We start from the raw sequence: 15,365 nt of genomic DNA on the forward strand, positions 1-15,365 counted from the left end.
TCAATCTTCCTTGTCTTTCAGCAAACGGCCGGTGGCGGCTTCGAAATGCAGCTCGCGGGCCTCGCCTGCGGCGGTCAGGAGCTCGATTTCATAGATGTAGACATCGTGTTTCTCTTCCAGCTCGGCTTCCAGCAATTTGGCACCGGGATAGCGCTCCATCGCGTTATGCAGCACCTGCTCCAGCGGCAGAATCACGCCTTGCTGACGCAGGCGCAGGGCTTCGTCCTGATTCAGGTCGCGAGCAAGCGTCACCGAGCAGAACGTAACAAGCGCCAGGGCCAGAAGTCCCGTGGCGCGCGTCGATGAATACGGCAAAAACAGTTTCATTAAGTGTCCTGATGATCCCTGCGCAGCAGCCCGTCGCTCGCGTCCAGTTCCATTTCCCATTCCACGCCTTGCGAATCTTTCAGCTCGATCTGGTACAGATAAATGCCGTAACGCTTTTCCAGTTCGATATCGATGACGGTCGAATCCGGATGGCGAGTCATGACCGTGGCCTTGACCGTTTCAATCGGCACAATGGTACCAGCGTCGATCAGTTTCCGGGCTTCATCCGCCAGCAGATCGCGTGTATGGGCGAGATTCGAGGTCAGACCGTAAAGGAGGAGCGCGATGAACAGGGGCGCGAGAATTTTCATGGGTTTTCCTGATGTCCGGTGTTTCTTCCTGAGCGCCACCTTAGTGATTCGAACTTAACTGAAACTGAATGGCCATCACCGGGCCAGTTTCAGCAAGGCCGGCAACATGTGCTTATAATCTTTCGCTTGCTAACGATCGAGACCGGTATGACAGCCATCCACATCAAGTTCCCTGCCCTCACCCTCAAGGCCGGCCCGCGCGCCATGGCACGCATCCGCGCCCAGGGCCTGAACGCTGCCGACGTCGGTACTCTGCCCGGCGCAGCCGGCGGACCGAAGGCGCTGGGGATTCAGGGGCTGGATCTGGCGCTATTCGGCGAGTGGCTGCCGGCGGCACCGCGCGAGCGTTCGCTGATCGGTGCATCGGTGGGTTCCTGGCGCTTCGCCAGCGCCTGTCTGCCGGACGCCGCCGAAGGCATTCGCCGCCTCGGTCATCTGTACACCGAGCAGAACTTCAACAAGGGCGTGACCATCAGCGACGTCAGCCGCAGTTCGCAGCGCATGCTCGACGACCTGCTCGACGGCCGCGATGCGGTATTGCTCGACAATGCCCATTACCGCTTGAACATCATGGTGGTCAAAAGCCACGGCGGGCTGGCGGACGACCATCGTGGCCGGCTCGGGCTGGCGCTGGGCTCGGTGATCGCCGACAACCTGCGAGGCCGGGCGCGGCTGTCGCGGCACTTCGAACGGCTGATCATCCACGACCCGCGCCTGGCGCCGCCGGTGCACGCGCTGAACGATTTCCCGTCGCGCTTCGTCGCCCTCAATGCCGGTAACCTGCGTCAGGCGCTGCTGGCCTCGGGGTCGATCCCGATGGTCATGGAAGGCGTGCGCGACCTGCCGGGTGCCGGCGCCGGCACCTTCCGCGACGGTGGCCTGCTGGACTATCACCTCGACCTGCCCTACAGCGGGGACGGCATCGTGCTCTACCCGCACTTCACCGACCGGGTGATTCCTGGCTGGTTCGACAAGACCCTGCCGTGGCGTAAAGCCTCGACCGAGCGCCTGCAAGACGTGCTGTTGCTGGCGCCGTCGAAGGAATACCTGGCGCGCCTGCCCTACGGCAAACTCCCCGACCGTAACGACTTCAAGCGCTTCATGGGCGATGCACCGAGCCGGCAGAAATATTGGCGAGCGGCGATGGACGAGAGCCGCCGGCTGGGCGACGAGTTCCTTGAACTGACTGCCAATGGTCGCCTCGCCGAGCGCTTGCTGACCCTTTAGTCAGCACAGCCGGGGACAAGCTGGTAAACTCGCCGCCTGCCCGAATTCGCTGCGGCGAACGCCATCTGAACAGAGCTGAAATCACTGTGGAAATCTTCAAGGAATTTACGTTCGAATCCGCCCACCGCCTGCCCCACGTACCGGACGGCCACAAGTGCGGACGCCTGCACGGTCACTCGTTCAAAGTGGCGATTCACCTGAGCGGCGACCTCGACCCGCACACTGGCTGGATCCGTGATTTCTCCGAGATCAAGGCGATTTTCAAGCCGCTGTACGAGCGTCTGGATCACAACTACCTGAACGACATTCCGGGCCTTGAGAACCCGACCAGCGAAGTGCTGGCCAAGTTCATCTGGAATGAATTGAAGCCCCTGCTGCCGGAACTCAGTGCGATCCGCATCCACGAGACCTGCACCAGCGGTTGCATCTATCGCGGCGAGTAAATCCCGCGACACAAAAAACCACCGAGACCGGTGGTTTTTTTACGCCTATGCTTTTTGGCTCGAACCCGCCAAGAGGACAGGCCCATGACGGACTGGCTGCTGGATCAGGTCTTTGATTTCAACGGGCGACAGATTCGCCACGGGGTGCGCGGCGACGGCCCGCCGCTGGTGTTCGTGCATGGCACGCCCTTCTCTTCCTGTGTGTGGCACCGCATCGCGCCGCATTTTTTTGCCACGCATCGGGTGCATTACTTCGACTTGCTGGGCTACGGGCGCTCCGAGCAACCGGACGCCGACGTCTCCCTCGGCGTGCAGAACGAATTGCTCGCGCAGTTGCTGGATCACTGGGGCCTGCAACGCCCGGACGTGGTCGCCCACGACTTCGGCGGCGCCACCGCCCTGCGCGCGCACCTGCTCAACGGCAAGGATTACCGCACCCTGACGCTGATCGACCCGGTGGCGCTGACGCCCTGGGGCTCGCCGTTCGTGCAGCACGTGCGCCAGCATGAAGCGGCGTTCAGCGGCCTGCCGGATTACATCCAGCGCGCCATCGTCCCGACCTACATTCGCGGGGCCATTCACCGGGATATTCCCGATGATGAACTGGCGCCCTACGTGCAGCCGTGGCTGGGTGATCCGGGGCAAGCGGCGTTCTACCGGCAGATCGCGCAGATGGATCAGCGCTACACGCAGGAAGTACAATCGCTGTACCCGACGATCCGCTGCCCGGTGCAGATTCTCTGGGGCGAAGAGGATCAGTGGATTCCCATCGAACGCGGACGCGAGCTGCACAACATGATCCCCGGATCGCAGTTTCATCCGATTCCGAATGCCGGGCATCTGGTGCAGGAAGATGCGCCGGAAGCCATTGTCGCCGCGCTGCTGCGTTTTCTCTGAGCCGAAAAATAACCGGCCTGATGGCTCCCACATTGTGCTTCAGCGGAGGCAGGCGCACCGCTTTCGCGCCAAATCCGCTCCCTCGTCTATACATAATCTCGCCAATTGGTAACTGGCACGACCGCTGCAACCACTTCGCGTCCTCCCCTTTCCAGCAAGGAACGCCCGCCATGACGCAGAACGATCCCGGCAACGACTACCCCCTCAGCGAAGTCCCCATGAACGCGCGCAAAGGCCTGGCCTCGACGGCGATGGTGCTGCTGGGCTTCACGTTTTTCACCGCGACCATGTTTGCCGGCGGCAAGCTCGGCGTGGCGTTCGACTTTGGCGAGATGATGGCGGTGATCATCATCGGCAATCTGCTGCTGGGCCTGTACGCCGCAGCGCTGGGTTACATCGCCTTCAAGAGCGGCCTGAACTCGGTATTGATGGGCCGATTCTGCTTCGGCGAAGTCGGCAGCAAGCTCAGCGACCTGATCCTGGGTTTCACCCAGATCGGCTGGTACGCCTGGGGGACGGCGACGGCAGCGGTGGTGCTCGGCAAATATTTCGCCCTGGACGACGGCACGGTGCTCGGGCTGATGGTGCTGTTCGGCCTGGTGTTCTGCGCCACGGCGTATGTCGGTTATCGCGGGCTGGAGATTCTGTCGTACATCGCGGTGCCGGCCATGATGTTGCTGCTGATGCTGTCGATGTGGGTGGCTACGGTGAAGGTCGGCGGCCTCGATGGTTTGCTGGCCGTGGTGCCGACCGGTTCGCTGGACTGGTCAACCGCCATCACCCTGGTGTTCGGCACCTTCGTCAGCGGCGCGACCCAGGCCACCAACTGGACGCGTTTCTCACGCTCGGCGCGGGTCGCCGTACTGGCCAGCCTGATCGGCTTTTTCATCGGCAACGGACTGATGGTGCTGATCGGCGCTTACGGCGCCATCGTCTATCAGCAGCCCGACGTGGTCGAGGTGTTGCTGCTGCAAGGTTTCGCCATGGCCGCGATGGCCATGCTGTTGCTGAACATCTGGAGCACCCAGGACAACACCATCTACAACTTCGCTGTCGCCGGCTGCAACCTGCTGCGCACCGGGCGCCGCAAGACCGTGACCCTGGCCGGTGCGGTGATCGGCACGCTGCTCGCGCTGTTGGGCATGTATGACATGCTGGTGCCTTATCTGATCCTGCTCGGCACCGTGATTCCACCGATTGGCGGGGTCATCATGGCCGACTTTTTCTTCCGCTGGCGCGGTCACTATCCACGCCTGGCCGACGCACGGCTGCCGGCCTTCAACTGGCCGGGGCTCGGGGCCTACGCGGTTGGCACCCTCGCGGCGTTTCACTCGCCGTGGATCGCGCCGCTGGTGGGGATCGCCGCTGCCGCGCTAACGTATGTCATCGTCACCAGCCTGCTGGGCGCCCGCCGCGCCAGCGCGCCACTACAAGACCTATAAGAAGGATTTGCCTGATGCACATCATCAACGCCCGCCTGCGCAACCAGGAAGGTCTGCACGAACTGCACCTGGAAGACGGCCTGATCCGCAGCATTGCGCGCCAGACCGAAGCGCCGACCCTGGGCCCCGACGACCTCGACGCCGGCGGCAATCTGGTGGTGCCGCCCTTCGTCGAGCCGCACATTCACCTCGACGCCACCCTGACCGCCGGCGAGCCGCGCTGGAACATGAGCGGCACGTTGTTCGAAGGCATCGAATGCTGGGGCGAGCGCAAGGTCACCATCACCCAGGAAGACACCAAGACCCGCGCCAAGAAAACCATTCAGACCTTGGCCGCCCATGGCATCCAGCACGTGCGCACCCACGTCGACGTCACCGACCCGCAACTCACCGCGCTCAAGGCGATGCTCGAAGTCCGCGAGGAAAGCCGTCACCTGATCGATCTGCAAATCGTCGCGTTCCCCCAGGAAGGCATCGAGTCGTTCCGCAATGGTCGCGAGTTGATGGAAGAAGCGATCCGCATGGGCGCCGATGTGATCGGCGGGATTCCGCATTTCGAATACACCCGCGATCAGGGCGTCAGCTCGGTGAAGTTTTTGATGGACCTGGCCGAACGCACCGGCTGCCTGGTGGATGTGCACTGCGACGAAACCGACGACCCGCATTCGCGCTTCCTTGAAGTGCTGGCCGAAGAGGCCCGCAGCCGCGACATGGGCGCACTCGTGACAGCCAGCCACACTACCGCGATGGGTTCCTACGACAACGCCTACTGCGCCAAACTGTTCCGCCTGCTCGGGCACTCGGGAATCAGTTTTGTCTCCTGCCCGACCGAAAGCATTCACCTGCAGGGCCGCTTCGACAACTTCCCGAAACGCCGGGGCGTGACCCGCGTCAACGAGCTGCTGGAAGCCGGCATGAACGTCTGCTTCGGTCAGGATTCGATCGTCGACCCGTGGTATCCGCTGGGCAACGGCAACATCCTGCGCGTGCTCGAAGCCGGGCTGCACATCTGCCACATGCTCGGTTACCGCAACCTGCAAAGCGCACTGGATCTGGTCACCGACAACAGCGCCAAGGCCATGCACCTCGGTGAGCGCTATGGCCTGGAACAGGGTCGCCCGGCCAACCTGCTGATCCTGTCGGCGGACAGCGATTACGAAGTCATCCGCAGCCAGGGTCTGCCGCTGTATTCGATCCGTAACGGCAAGGTGTTGGTGAAGCGGCAAATGCCGGTGGTGGAGTTCATCGAGGGGTGAATGGCGGTTATGGTTCGGGGCGGCCTTATCGCAAAACGATAGAGCTGCCCTGTCAGATCTGACAGGCGACAACCGCAGCGAACCGGCTCACAGTGAAGTCCAAGGGATCCATCGTTCCCGGGGGGGCGATCATGAAAGGGACTTCACCTTTTTGTCTGCTGCGCGGTGCCGAACAGACGCACGCCAGTCAGTTCACCGCCCTGTTCTTCCAGTAATACCGGTGCCGTCCCGCCCGGCATGACCACCTGCACTTCTCCCGCCGACACCCAGCCCACCCGCCACGCCGCACACGCCACCGCGCTGGCACTGGTGCCGGAAGACGCCGTCGGGCCTTCGCCCCGTTCGAATACTCGCGCGGCGATGCGTTGATCACCTGCGTGCATCGCCCATTGCAGATTGACCCCGGCCGGGCACGGCTGGCCGGCGCCGACGGGCATGGCGAAGGCGATGGCGGTCAGGCTGTCGGCCAGCGACGACTCAAGCATCTGCGCGTTGCCCGGCAATGCGGCTTCATCCTGCACCAGCGTCACACAATGGGGATTGCCGATGCGCACGAACTGGCTGTGTTCCCAGGCAGGATCGAGTTGCGCCAATGGCCTCACGCGGCTGACTTCCACGTTGTTGAACTGCGCGGGTTCAACGCCGACTGCACCGACGGCTGCCGGACCGAAACCGGGTTGCCCGAGATCCAGCCAGAAGCCTTGCACGCCTGCCGCTTCAGCGGGATTGACAGCAACGGGCACAGGCGATGACGCATCCTGTTTGTCGTGATGCACCTGCAACGATGCGCCCTCTTCCGGCATCAGCCCTTGTTCAAGCAGGGCCTGAGAGAAAATCGTCAAGCCGTTGCCACTGCGCTCGGCCAGCGTGCCGTCGGTGTTGACGATCAGCAGATCGAAGGGTGGTGAGGCCTGAAACGGGCCGATCAACAAGCCATCGCTGCGATGATGTTTGGCACCGGCAGGACGAATCGCGTCAGGCCATTGGCAGAATGTCTCAATGGCCTGCTCGCTCCATGCGGTTCTGAATAAAGCGGCATCTTCAGCGCTGGCCGGCAGGTTGATGCCCGCCTCACGCACCTGTCGGGGTGAAACCACGCCATAGATATTGCCCCGTGCATCATAGAACCTGGCCATGCGTCTTCCTGCTCTCACGTTCCTGTCAGCGCTCCACTCTACTGCCTGACGGGATCGACAACCACGAATAAGCATCAGCAAAAGTGATATCACTTCGCCAAGAAATATTTCGTATCAACTTCAAAAAAGCCTTCTAAACCGGTGCTTTCATGGCATGTGCGCAACTTTTTGCGCAACTTTTAGCCTTTATGATCCGACTCGGTTCTGGATCAGGTCTTCGCCGACGGTAGAACTTTCAGGAGATTCGGTTTCATTTCAAGGAGCGCCAAATGTTCAATCCGGCCAACGAAACGCACTTCAGCCTGACGGTCGAAGACTACGTGGGCGACCTGCAAGTCCTGTCGTTCACCGGTACCGAAGGCATCAGCCAGCCGTTCCGTTTCGACCTGGAACTGGTCAGCGAAAACCCGGATCTGGACCTGGAAAAGCTCCTGCACAAACAGGCGTTCCTCGCCCTCGACCCGCAAGGCTCCGGCATCCACGGCCAGATCTACCGCGTCGCCCAGGGCGATGCCGGCAAGCGCCTGACCCGCTACAAGGTGTCGCTGGTGCCGCAGTTGCAATACCTGCATCACCGTACCAACCAGCGCATCTACCAGCAGATGTCGGCGCCGAAAATCATCGCGCTGATCCTCGACGAGCACGGCATCAAGGGCAACGCCTACAGCTTCCAGCTCAGCCAGCCGTGCCCGGATCGCGACTACTGCGTGCAGTACGACGAAACCGACCTGCACTTCGTCCAGCGCCTGTGCGAAGAGGAAGGCATTCACTACCACTTCCAGCACAGCCAGAAAGGCCACCTGCTGGTGTTCGGTGACGACCAGACCGTGTTCCCGAATCTCGGCCAGCCCACCGCGTATGTGCAGGGCAGCGGCATGGTCGCCGAAGAGCCGGTGATCAAAGGCTTCCGGCTGCGTCTGGAAACCCGCACCAGCCGCACCACCCGCCGCGATTACGACTTCGAAAAACCTCGCTTGCAAATGGAAGCGGCCTACAAACCGGACGGCGAGAGCACTGAGCCGGATCTCGAAGACTACGACTACCCCGGCCGCTTCATCGACCGCGCGCGCGGCAAGTTCCTCAGCCAGCGCGCCCTCGAACGTCACCGCGCCGACTACCGTCAGGCCGAGGGTCGCGGCGACCAGACGAAACTGGTCAGCGGCCACTTCATGGAAATGTCCGACCACCCGCGCAGCGAGTGGAACGACCTGTGGCTGCTCACGGAAATCTTCCACGAAGGCAAACAGCCGCAAGTCCTCGAAGAATCGGTGACCAGCGACACCACCGACAACAAGGATGACTTCCACCAGGGCTACCGCAACCGCTTTCTCGCCACCCCGTGGGACGTGTTCTACCGCCCGGCCCTCGAACACCCGAAACCCCGCGTGCTCGGCAGCCAGACCGCCATGGTCACCGGCCCCAAAGGCGAAGAAATCCACTGCGACCAGTACGGCCGCATCAAGGTGCAATTCCACTGGGACCGCGAAGGCCTGGCCGACGACAAAACCAGCTGCTGGCTGCGCGTCTCCAGCTCCTGGGCCGGCGACCGCTACGGCGCCATCTCCATCCCGCGCATCGGCATGGAAGTCCTCGTCACCTTCCTCGAAGGCGACCCCGATCAGCCACTGGTGACCGGCTGCCTGTACCACAAGGAAAACCCGGTGCCGTACGCCTTGCCGGCGAACAAAACCCGCACCGTCTTCAAAACCCTCAGCTCCCCGGGCGGCGGTGGCTACAACGAACTACGCATCGAAGACAAAAAAGGCGCCGAACAAATCTTCATCCACGCCCAGCGCGACTGGGATGAAAACGTCGAGCACGACCAGAAGATCCGCGTCGGCAATGAACGCCACGACACAGTGGTGAAGAACACCTACACCGAGCTCAAGGCCGAAGAACATCGCACCACGATTTCCGACCGCAAAGTGGAAGTGAAGGCGAATGACCACCTGACCGTGAACCAGGACCAGCACATCAAACTCGGCACCGCGCAGTTGACCAGCGTGGGCAAGGAAATCCACCTCAAGGCCGGGGACAAAATGGTCATCGAGGCCGGCAGCGAACTGACCGTCCAGGCCGGTGGCAGCTTCATCAAACTCGACGGCGGCGGGATTACCGTGATCGGCCCAGTGGTGAAAATCAACGCCGGGGGATCGGCCGGATCAGGCTCCGGGATTGCGATCCTGATGCCGCTGTTGCCGATTCCTGCGCCGTCGGCCAAGGCCGGCAATCTCATGGCGCCCGCACAACCCGGCGTAATGCCGACCAAGCCCGAGCCACGGGAATACTTTTTCGACATTACCCTGACCGACGTGCCCGGCGATGAAGGTTTCCCGCTGGCCCACACCCTCTGGCAGATCGTCCAGGACGGCGTGGATGAACCGTTGCTCGAAGGTCAGACCGACGACAACGGACGCGTCAACATCGACGAGCCGCAACGCCTGAAACTCTCCAGAGCCTATGCCGAAGCCGGCCCGCTGTGGCTGTGCTATCCGGGGCAACGCGTGCCCGTGGCCCTGCATGACGAACCGTCGGACGCCGACAAGGAGCGCTTCGCTCTCGCTGCCCTCGACTTTCATGACAGCACCCGCCACCGCACCATCAACACCGCCAGCAACGAACGCAGCAAGCAGGACTTGCTCACCGACGGCGACCTGTACAGCCGACTGCACAGCACGGACGAATGACCATGACGGATTCCGCTACCCCCTACAACGGCGTTCGCCACAAGGAAGTCAGCCAGATCAACACGGCCGCCGGCAAAGCGCTGCCCGCCGTCAATGCGCCAGACTTTTTCATTCAGGACAAGTCTGCCTTCGCGCCCAAGCGCAGCGGCAACCAGGTGCGTTTTTTCACCACTGGCGAGGATTACTACAAGGATCTGGCCAAGGAAATCGCCAAGGCCGAAACCTCGATTTTCATTACCGGCTGGCAGGTCAACTACGACGTCACCCTGGACGGCAAGCAGACCTTGTGGGAATGCCTGAGCAATGCCCTGAAAAAGCCCGGCCTGAAAATCTACGTCATGCCGTGGCTGAGCCCGGCAGCAAGCGTCGGCACTCATGACTTCGAAACCATGCTCGCGGTTTTCCAGCTCAATGCCGGGCTGAAGGTGCCGCGTGCCTTCTGCACACCGGCCATCCAGCAAAGCGACATGAAGGGCCTGGGCTCGACTTTTTCCCATCACCAGAAGTGCGTGGTGATCGACAACAAGATCGGCTATGTCGGCGGTATTGACCTGGCGTACGGACGCCGTGACGACAACAACTTCAGCCTGGATGCCAGCGACCGCAAGGGTAACGACGCCTACAACCCGGGGATCCCGCATCTGGGCTGGATGGACATGGACAAACACGTCAGTCGAGCCGGCCTGCTGCTGGGCACGCTGTTCGACCTGTCCAGACCACTGGCCGAAACGACCATCGGCACCGAAAAAACCAACGTCAAACTGGCGTTGCCCAGTCGCGCTGCCGTGATCAACGCCGTCGCGGCGATTCAGAACTTCTTCGCCAGCCCGCCCCTGCCCGTTCTGGATCGGGCAATGAAGGCGGGCAAAAGTCTGAAGGAATACGTGTCCTCCATCGATCCTTTGGCCAGGCCCAGGGAATATCTGACCGACGCGGCCATCCGCAATATCACCGCGCTGATCAAACACAACTGGACACGTCTGCCGCTTGCCGAACCGCTCAAGGGCCAGGCTCAAGTGTGGATTCGCGAAGTCGAAAGCAGCGCCGGCAATTTGCAGGCTTCGCTGCGTCTGAAGAGTTACGAGCTGATCAACAACTGGACGAATTCGACCGATCTCGGCCGCCTCGTCGCGATGTTTTGCGACAAGGGTTACGACGCGATGCCCGCAGAAAAAATGGGCTGGCTGAACAACATCGGTCAATTGACCACTTCATTGCTCGGGCACTTTTACGCGTTGCTGCAAGACCGCGTGGCCAATCACCAGGAACCCTTTGTCTATCTCAAACACAAACCGCAGCCGCTGGCTTCGGCAGATTACAGCCGACTGGACAAGGATCAGCCGCGCATGCCGTGGCAAGACGTTCACAGCCGCATCGAGGGGCCGTCGGTGTACGACCTGTCGCGCAACTTCATCGACCGCTGGAACGGACAACAGGCCTACATCGCCGAGATCAAGAGCCTGGAAAAGACCACTGTCATCGTCGCCCTGATGGAGTGGGTCAACACCCTGGTCAGGGACGCCGGCCTGCCCCACCACCTGGACCTCAACAATCAGATCAGCCTGAAGTTGCCCATGCCCAAACCGGTGTGGATCGATCAGGCCCCGACCCTGCCGACACCACCACAGACCGCGCAAGGCGGCGTCAGCGTGCAGGTGTTGCGCAGCGCTTCAGCCGCGATGACCACTCAGGAAGCCAAAGGGCGAAACCAGGCCAAGGTCAACCTGCCGCTGCCCGAGGGTTTCAACGTTGGCGGCGTCCAGGACAATTGCCTGCGCGCCATGCTGCAGACCATTTCCAGTGCCCAGCACTTCATCTACATCGAGAACCAGTTCTTCCAGACCGACTTCGGTGACGAGGGCGAACTGGCGGAAGGTCGGCCGCTGTCCGGCCCGATGGCCAGCCTGCGCGACCCATCCACTTTGAACGAGAATTTCGTCGCCCGGATCAAGTTGCGTGAAGCGATGGAAGACCAGGACTTCACCCGGATCGACTGGAAAGAAGTCAACGCCATCAGCAAGGAACCCGGCGAAGAGGCCCGCACCTTTCTCAAAAGTTTCCTGGCGATCTGGCAGACCAACGCACAGGGCTGGCTGACGCAGAAACTGGGAAAAGAACAGAAGCTCACCAACAGCATCGGCAAGGCGCTGGCCGACCGCATCGGCCGGGCAATTGCCGAAAACCGTCCGTTCCACGTGTACCTGATTTTGCCGGTGCACCCGGAAGGCGCGCTGAATGTGCTGAACCTCATGCACCAGGTTCATCTGACCATGCAAAGTCTGGTATTTGGCGAACAGAGTCTGGTCAAACGCATTCAACGGCACATGGCGATGAAGGACATGATGGATCGCGGGGCGAGCAAGGAAGAGGCCGGGAAGATTATTGAGCGGGTGGATAGCAAAAATAAGCCAGTTTATGCGCAACAAGACTGGTCAAAATATTTGACCCTGCTGAACCTTCGGACTTGGGCCACCCTCGGTGATAGAGTCGTCACTGAACAAATCTACGTGCACAGCAAGTTGTTGATCGCGGATGATCGGGTAGCGATTCTCGGCAGCGCCAATATCAATGATCGCAGTCAATGCGGGACACGTGACTCAGAGCTGGCAGTCATTGTGCGCGACAGCGAATCGACTGAAGCGAAGCTGGACGGCAAACACAACCAGAAGGTAGGGAAGACAATCAATAAGTTGCGCAAGGATTTGTGGAAGAAGCACTTCGGGATGAGTCAGGCGAAGAAAGATGGCCCTGTGGCTCACTTCACTGTTTCGGACGAAGTTCTCGATCAGCCTGCTGCTGAAAAGACCTGGAAAGCCATTCAGATCCAAGCCGCTAGCAACTCAAAGGCATATGAATACTCCTTTAACTTCATTCCGCGAAACTTCAATCAATCACAAGTAATCGAATCTTCAACTGCCCAGCAGTATCAAGAGGGATTTCCATCTCCAATTTGGCCAACTTGGACTTATCGTTCAACGTTGCATATGAATCTTGGCGGCCAAATATCGGACCCATTGCCACATGAGCAAGGCTTCTGGGAAAGTAAAACTCTAGCTGGTGTGAGAACGTATCCTGCTCCCATTGGGGTTAGAGGCTTTATTACTGCTTTACCCATCTATTGGACAAAAGGCGAGAACAATGAATCAGGGTTGAACCTGACAATCATTGCTCACAATCAGGACAAAAAAAACGACGTACATATCGCAAGTTTACGCGAAGCGTCACATCGAAATGAGCACAGTTCATGACTCGAGTTATCATTACCTTCGCCGGCCTGCTGCTGAGCACTCAATCAGCCTTTGCCGAGGCAACCTTTCATGAATGCCTGGGACGCACCAAATTCGAGTCGCCAGAAGCATTCGAATGGGCAACCTTTGCGGTTGAACGCAGCAACATGAAAGGCGCGGGGGGGCATGTATTCTCTAAAAATGTTCATGCCGTGGGTGACTATGTCAGTTATGACTATGACGAAATGACCATCAGAATCAGCGATGTCACAACACGGGAGAGTTTTGACAGACAACGCAACGCCATTGTTTACGAAACTGAAAACTATAAAAAAACTCTGCAGGACGACCTTAAGACCAACGAGTACCTGTTGGCGTCTATAAAGGAGATGAAGTACTCCGACGACATCGTTAAAACCCAGGAGAACCGAATCAGCCAGTTGGAACAACGGATTAAAAAAACCAAAAAATACGAACACGATCTAGGTATACCCGACTCCCACGTCCTCGGCAGCAAAGAAACGCCCTACGAATTCCTGCTCTGGCGCAACAACCGGGTGTTCTACTTCAACATGAACAAACCCGCCGAAAACTCCGCACAACGGATCAAGGACCTTGCCGCCCGCTTCGAAGCCCGCGACCTCTATCAAGTGCCCGAAGGCCCCGGAATCTGTATGCCCTACGGATTTATCCATGACGACGGCAAAACCGGTTTCAACGTCAAGAACAGCCTGCGCTTCACCAGCACGCCCAACGTCATCATGAGCCTGATCAATGCCTCACTCGGCAACCACGCCAAACCCACCGACGGCACCTACGACACCGACTACCGCCCCGGCTACGACGCCGAAATCTGGAAAAAGTCGAAGATCATGGAGAAGTTCTATATCGGCGACCGCATGACCACCCTCGAAGGCTGGCGTCTGGACCCACGCCCGGAAACTGCCGAGCAAGATCGCGCCTGGTTCGCCATCGCCCACGTCGGCGGTCTCGCCAGCCCGCTGATCGCAGCGCAGATGTTCACTTTCCAGAAAGGCACCGACGGCCTGAAAGATCTGGTGCCCCCGCCCGAGGCTGTCGTACCGCGCTTTTTGAAGTTGACGCAAAGCATCCGCGAGCAGTGATCCGTTCTCGCCGACCGGCCTGATCGGGAACTCAAGGTCGCGGCCCATGGACTGATATGCAAGGATGTTGCCCTGCATCACGCCATAGACCGCAAGACCAAGGACGTTTCATGACTGCCATCAACACCCCGCCTCCCCTCGCTCCCGGACGCCTGCAACAGATGTCCACGCGCATCGCCTTCTTCATTGCCGGGCTCGGCATCGCCGCATGGGCGCCGCTGGTGCCGTACGCCAAGGCACGGGCCGGGCTCGATGAAGGGACGCTGGGTCTGTTGCTGTTGTGTCTGGGGGTGGGTTCGATTCTGGCAATGCCGCTGGCGGGGATTCTGGCCACGCGATTCGGCTGTCGGCGTGTGGCAACCGGTGGCACGTTGCTGATTTGCGCGGCGTTGCCGTTGCTGGCGACGGTGTCGTCGATTCCGGCGTTGATCGCCACACTGTTCATGTTCGGCGCCGGGCTCGGCACGGTGGATTCGACGGTGAACCTGCAAGCGGTAATCGTCGAACGGGCCAGCGGCAAGAACATGATGTCGGGGTTTCACGGCCTGTTCAGCCTCGGCGGGATCGTCGGCGCGGCGGGCGTCAGCGCCCTGCTCGGCCTCGGCTTGTCGCCATTGGCGGCGATGCTGGTGGTGGTCGTGGTGTTGATCGCGGCGCTGTTCAAGGCTGTGCCGCACATGTTGCCTTACGGCAGTGAAAGCTCGGGGCCGGCGTTCGCAGTACCCCACGGAATCGTGCTGTTCATCGGTGGCATGTGCTTCATCGTGTTCCTCACCGAAGGCGCGGCGCTGGACTGGAGCGCGGTGTTTCTGGCGCAGGAACGCGGGATCGATACGGCGTATGCAGGCCTCGGCTACGCAGCGTTCGCGCTGACGATGACTGCGGGTCGTTTGACCGGTGACCGGATCGTTCGCGCACTGGGTGCGACGCGGATCATTCTGTTCGGCGGCCTGCTGGCGGCGGCGGGATTGTTTCTGGCGACGTTCGCCCCGAGCTGGGAAGCGGCACTGGTCGGTTATGCACTGGTCGGCGCCGGATGTTCGAACATCGTGCCGGTGCTGTACACGGCGGTGGGCAAACAGACGGTGATGCCGGAAAGCATCGCGGTGCCTGCGATCACCACGCTGGGTTACGCGGGGATTCTGGCGGGGCCGGCGGTGATCGGGTTTGTCGCCCATGCCAGCAGCCTGAGTTTTGCTTTCGGGTTGATGGCGGCGCTGTTGGTGGCAGTAGCGATTGGCGGGAAAGCGCTGAAGGTCTGAGCCAGCTCGTTCCCACGCAGCGTGGG

The 15,365-nt window shown here is 60.5% G+C and carries 12 protein-coding genes; 9 read left to right on the forward strand and 3 right to left on the reverse strand.

What is annotated here, in order from left to right; translation table 11 throughout:
* Positions 1 to 327: a PepSY domain-containing protein gene (locus DLD99_RS18855; RefSeq protein WP_114884227.1), complete on the reverse strand. Its 327-nt coding sequence runs from the start codon at positions 325 to 327 to the stop codon at positions 1 to 3.
* Positions 327 to 638, reverse strand: coding sequence for a PepSY domain-containing protein (locus tag DLD99_RS18860; protein ID WP_085712536.1), 312 nt, complete (start codon positions 636 to 638; stop codon positions 327 to 329). The genes DLD99_RS18855 and DLD99_RS18860 overlap by 1 nt, the downstream gene beginning before the upstream one ends.
* 147 nt (positions 639 to 785) lie before the next feature.
* Here DLD99_RS18860 and DLD99_RS18865 point away from each other — a divergent pair, with 147 nt between their 5' ends.
* From DLD99_RS18865 to codA, 5 genes are all read left to right on the forward strand, one after another.
* Positions 786 to 1,865 carry a patatin-like phospholipase family protein gene (locus DLD99_RS18865; RefSeq protein ID WP_114884229.1) on the forward strand — a complete coding sequence of 360 codons (1,080 nt, stop codon included), beginning with the start codon at positions 786 to 788 and terminating at the stop codon, positions 1,863 to 1,865.
* An 86-nt stretch (positions 1,866 to 1,951) separates the two neighbouring features.
* The gene (gene queD / locus DLD99_RS18870; protein ID WP_007955941.1) at positions 1,952 to 2,308 is read left to right on the forward strand and encodes a 6-carboxytetrahydropterin synthase QueD; all 357 of its coding nucleotides are present in this window, start codon (positions 1,952 to 1,954) and stop codon (positions 2,306 to 2,308) included.
* 84 nt (positions 2,309 to 2,392) lie between these two features.
* Positions 2,393 to 3,205 (forward strand): alpha/beta fold hydrolase, encoded by an 813-nt coding sequence (locus DLD99_RS18875; RefSeq protein WP_114884231.1) that lies wholly within the window; start codon positions 2,393 to 2,395, stop codon positions 3,203 to 3,205.
* Positions 3,206 to 3,375: 170 nt separating this feature from the next.
* Positions 3,376 to 4,647 carry a cytosine permease gene (gene codB, locus DLD99_RS18880; RefSeq protein ID WP_114884233.1) on the forward strand — a complete coding sequence of 424 codons (1,272 nt, stop codon included), beginning with the start codon at positions 3,376 to 3,378 and terminating at the stop codon, positions 4,645 to 4,647.
* Between the two features lie 14 nt (positions 4,648 to 4,661).
* Positions 4,662 to 5,903, forward strand: a complete 1,242-nt coding sequence (codA, locus tag DLD99_RS18885) for a cytosine deaminase (protein WP_114884235.1) — start codon at positions 4,662 to 4,664, stop codon at positions 5,901 to 5,903.
* A gap of 143 nt (positions 5,904 to 6,046) precedes the next feature.
* Here the strand turns inward: codA and DLD99_RS18890 are convergent, their stop codons facing one another.
* Positions 6,047 to 7,039 (reverse strand): diaminopimelate epimerase, encoded by a 993-nt coding sequence (locus DLD99_RS18890; RefSeq protein ID WP_114884237.1) that lies wholly within the window; start codon positions 7,037 to 7,039, stop codon positions 6,047 to 6,049.
* A gap of 269 nt (positions 7,040 to 7,308) precedes the next feature.
* On the opposite strand from DLD99_RS18890, the gene DLD99_RS18895 reads away from it, so the two are divergent.
* The 4 genes from DLD99_RS18895 (at position 7,309) to DLD99_RS18910 (ending at position 15,339) form a co-directional block, all read left to right on the forward strand.
* Positions 7,309 to 9,726 (forward strand): type VI secretion system Vgr family protein, encoded by a 2,418-nt coding sequence (locus tag DLD99_RS18895; RefSeq protein ID WP_114884239.1) that lies wholly within the window; start codon positions 7,309 to 7,311, stop codon positions 9,724 to 9,726.
* Positions 9,727 to 9,728: 2 nt separating this feature from the next.
* Entirely contained in the window at positions 9,729 to 12,974 is a 3,246-nt protein-coding gene (locus DLD99_RS18900) for a phospholipase D-like domain-containing protein (protein WP_279634332.1), read from the forward strand.
* Positions 12,971 to 14,077: a hypothetical protein gene (locus tag DLD99_RS29440; protein ID WP_114884243.1), complete on the forward strand. Its 1,107-nt coding sequence runs from the start codon at positions 12,971 to 12,973 to the stop codon at positions 14,075 to 14,077. Before DLD99_RS18900 ends, DLD99_RS29440 begins: the two co-directional genes overlap by 4 nt.
* A 110-nt stretch (positions 14,078 to 14,187) precedes the next feature.
* Entirely contained in the window at positions 14,188 to 15,339 is a 1,152-nt protein-coding gene (locus DLD99_RS18910; RefSeq protein ID WP_114884245.1) for an MFS transporter, read from the forward strand.
* The last annotated feature ends 26 nt before the right edge of the window (positions 15,340 to 15,365 follow it).

It is taken from the genome of Pseudomonas kribbensis, assembly GCF_003352185.1.
In the GTDB taxonomy this organism is placed as follows: Bacteria; Pseudomonadota; Gammaproteobacteria; order Pseudomonadales; family Pseudomonadaceae; genus Aquipseudomonas; species Aquipseudomonas kribbensis.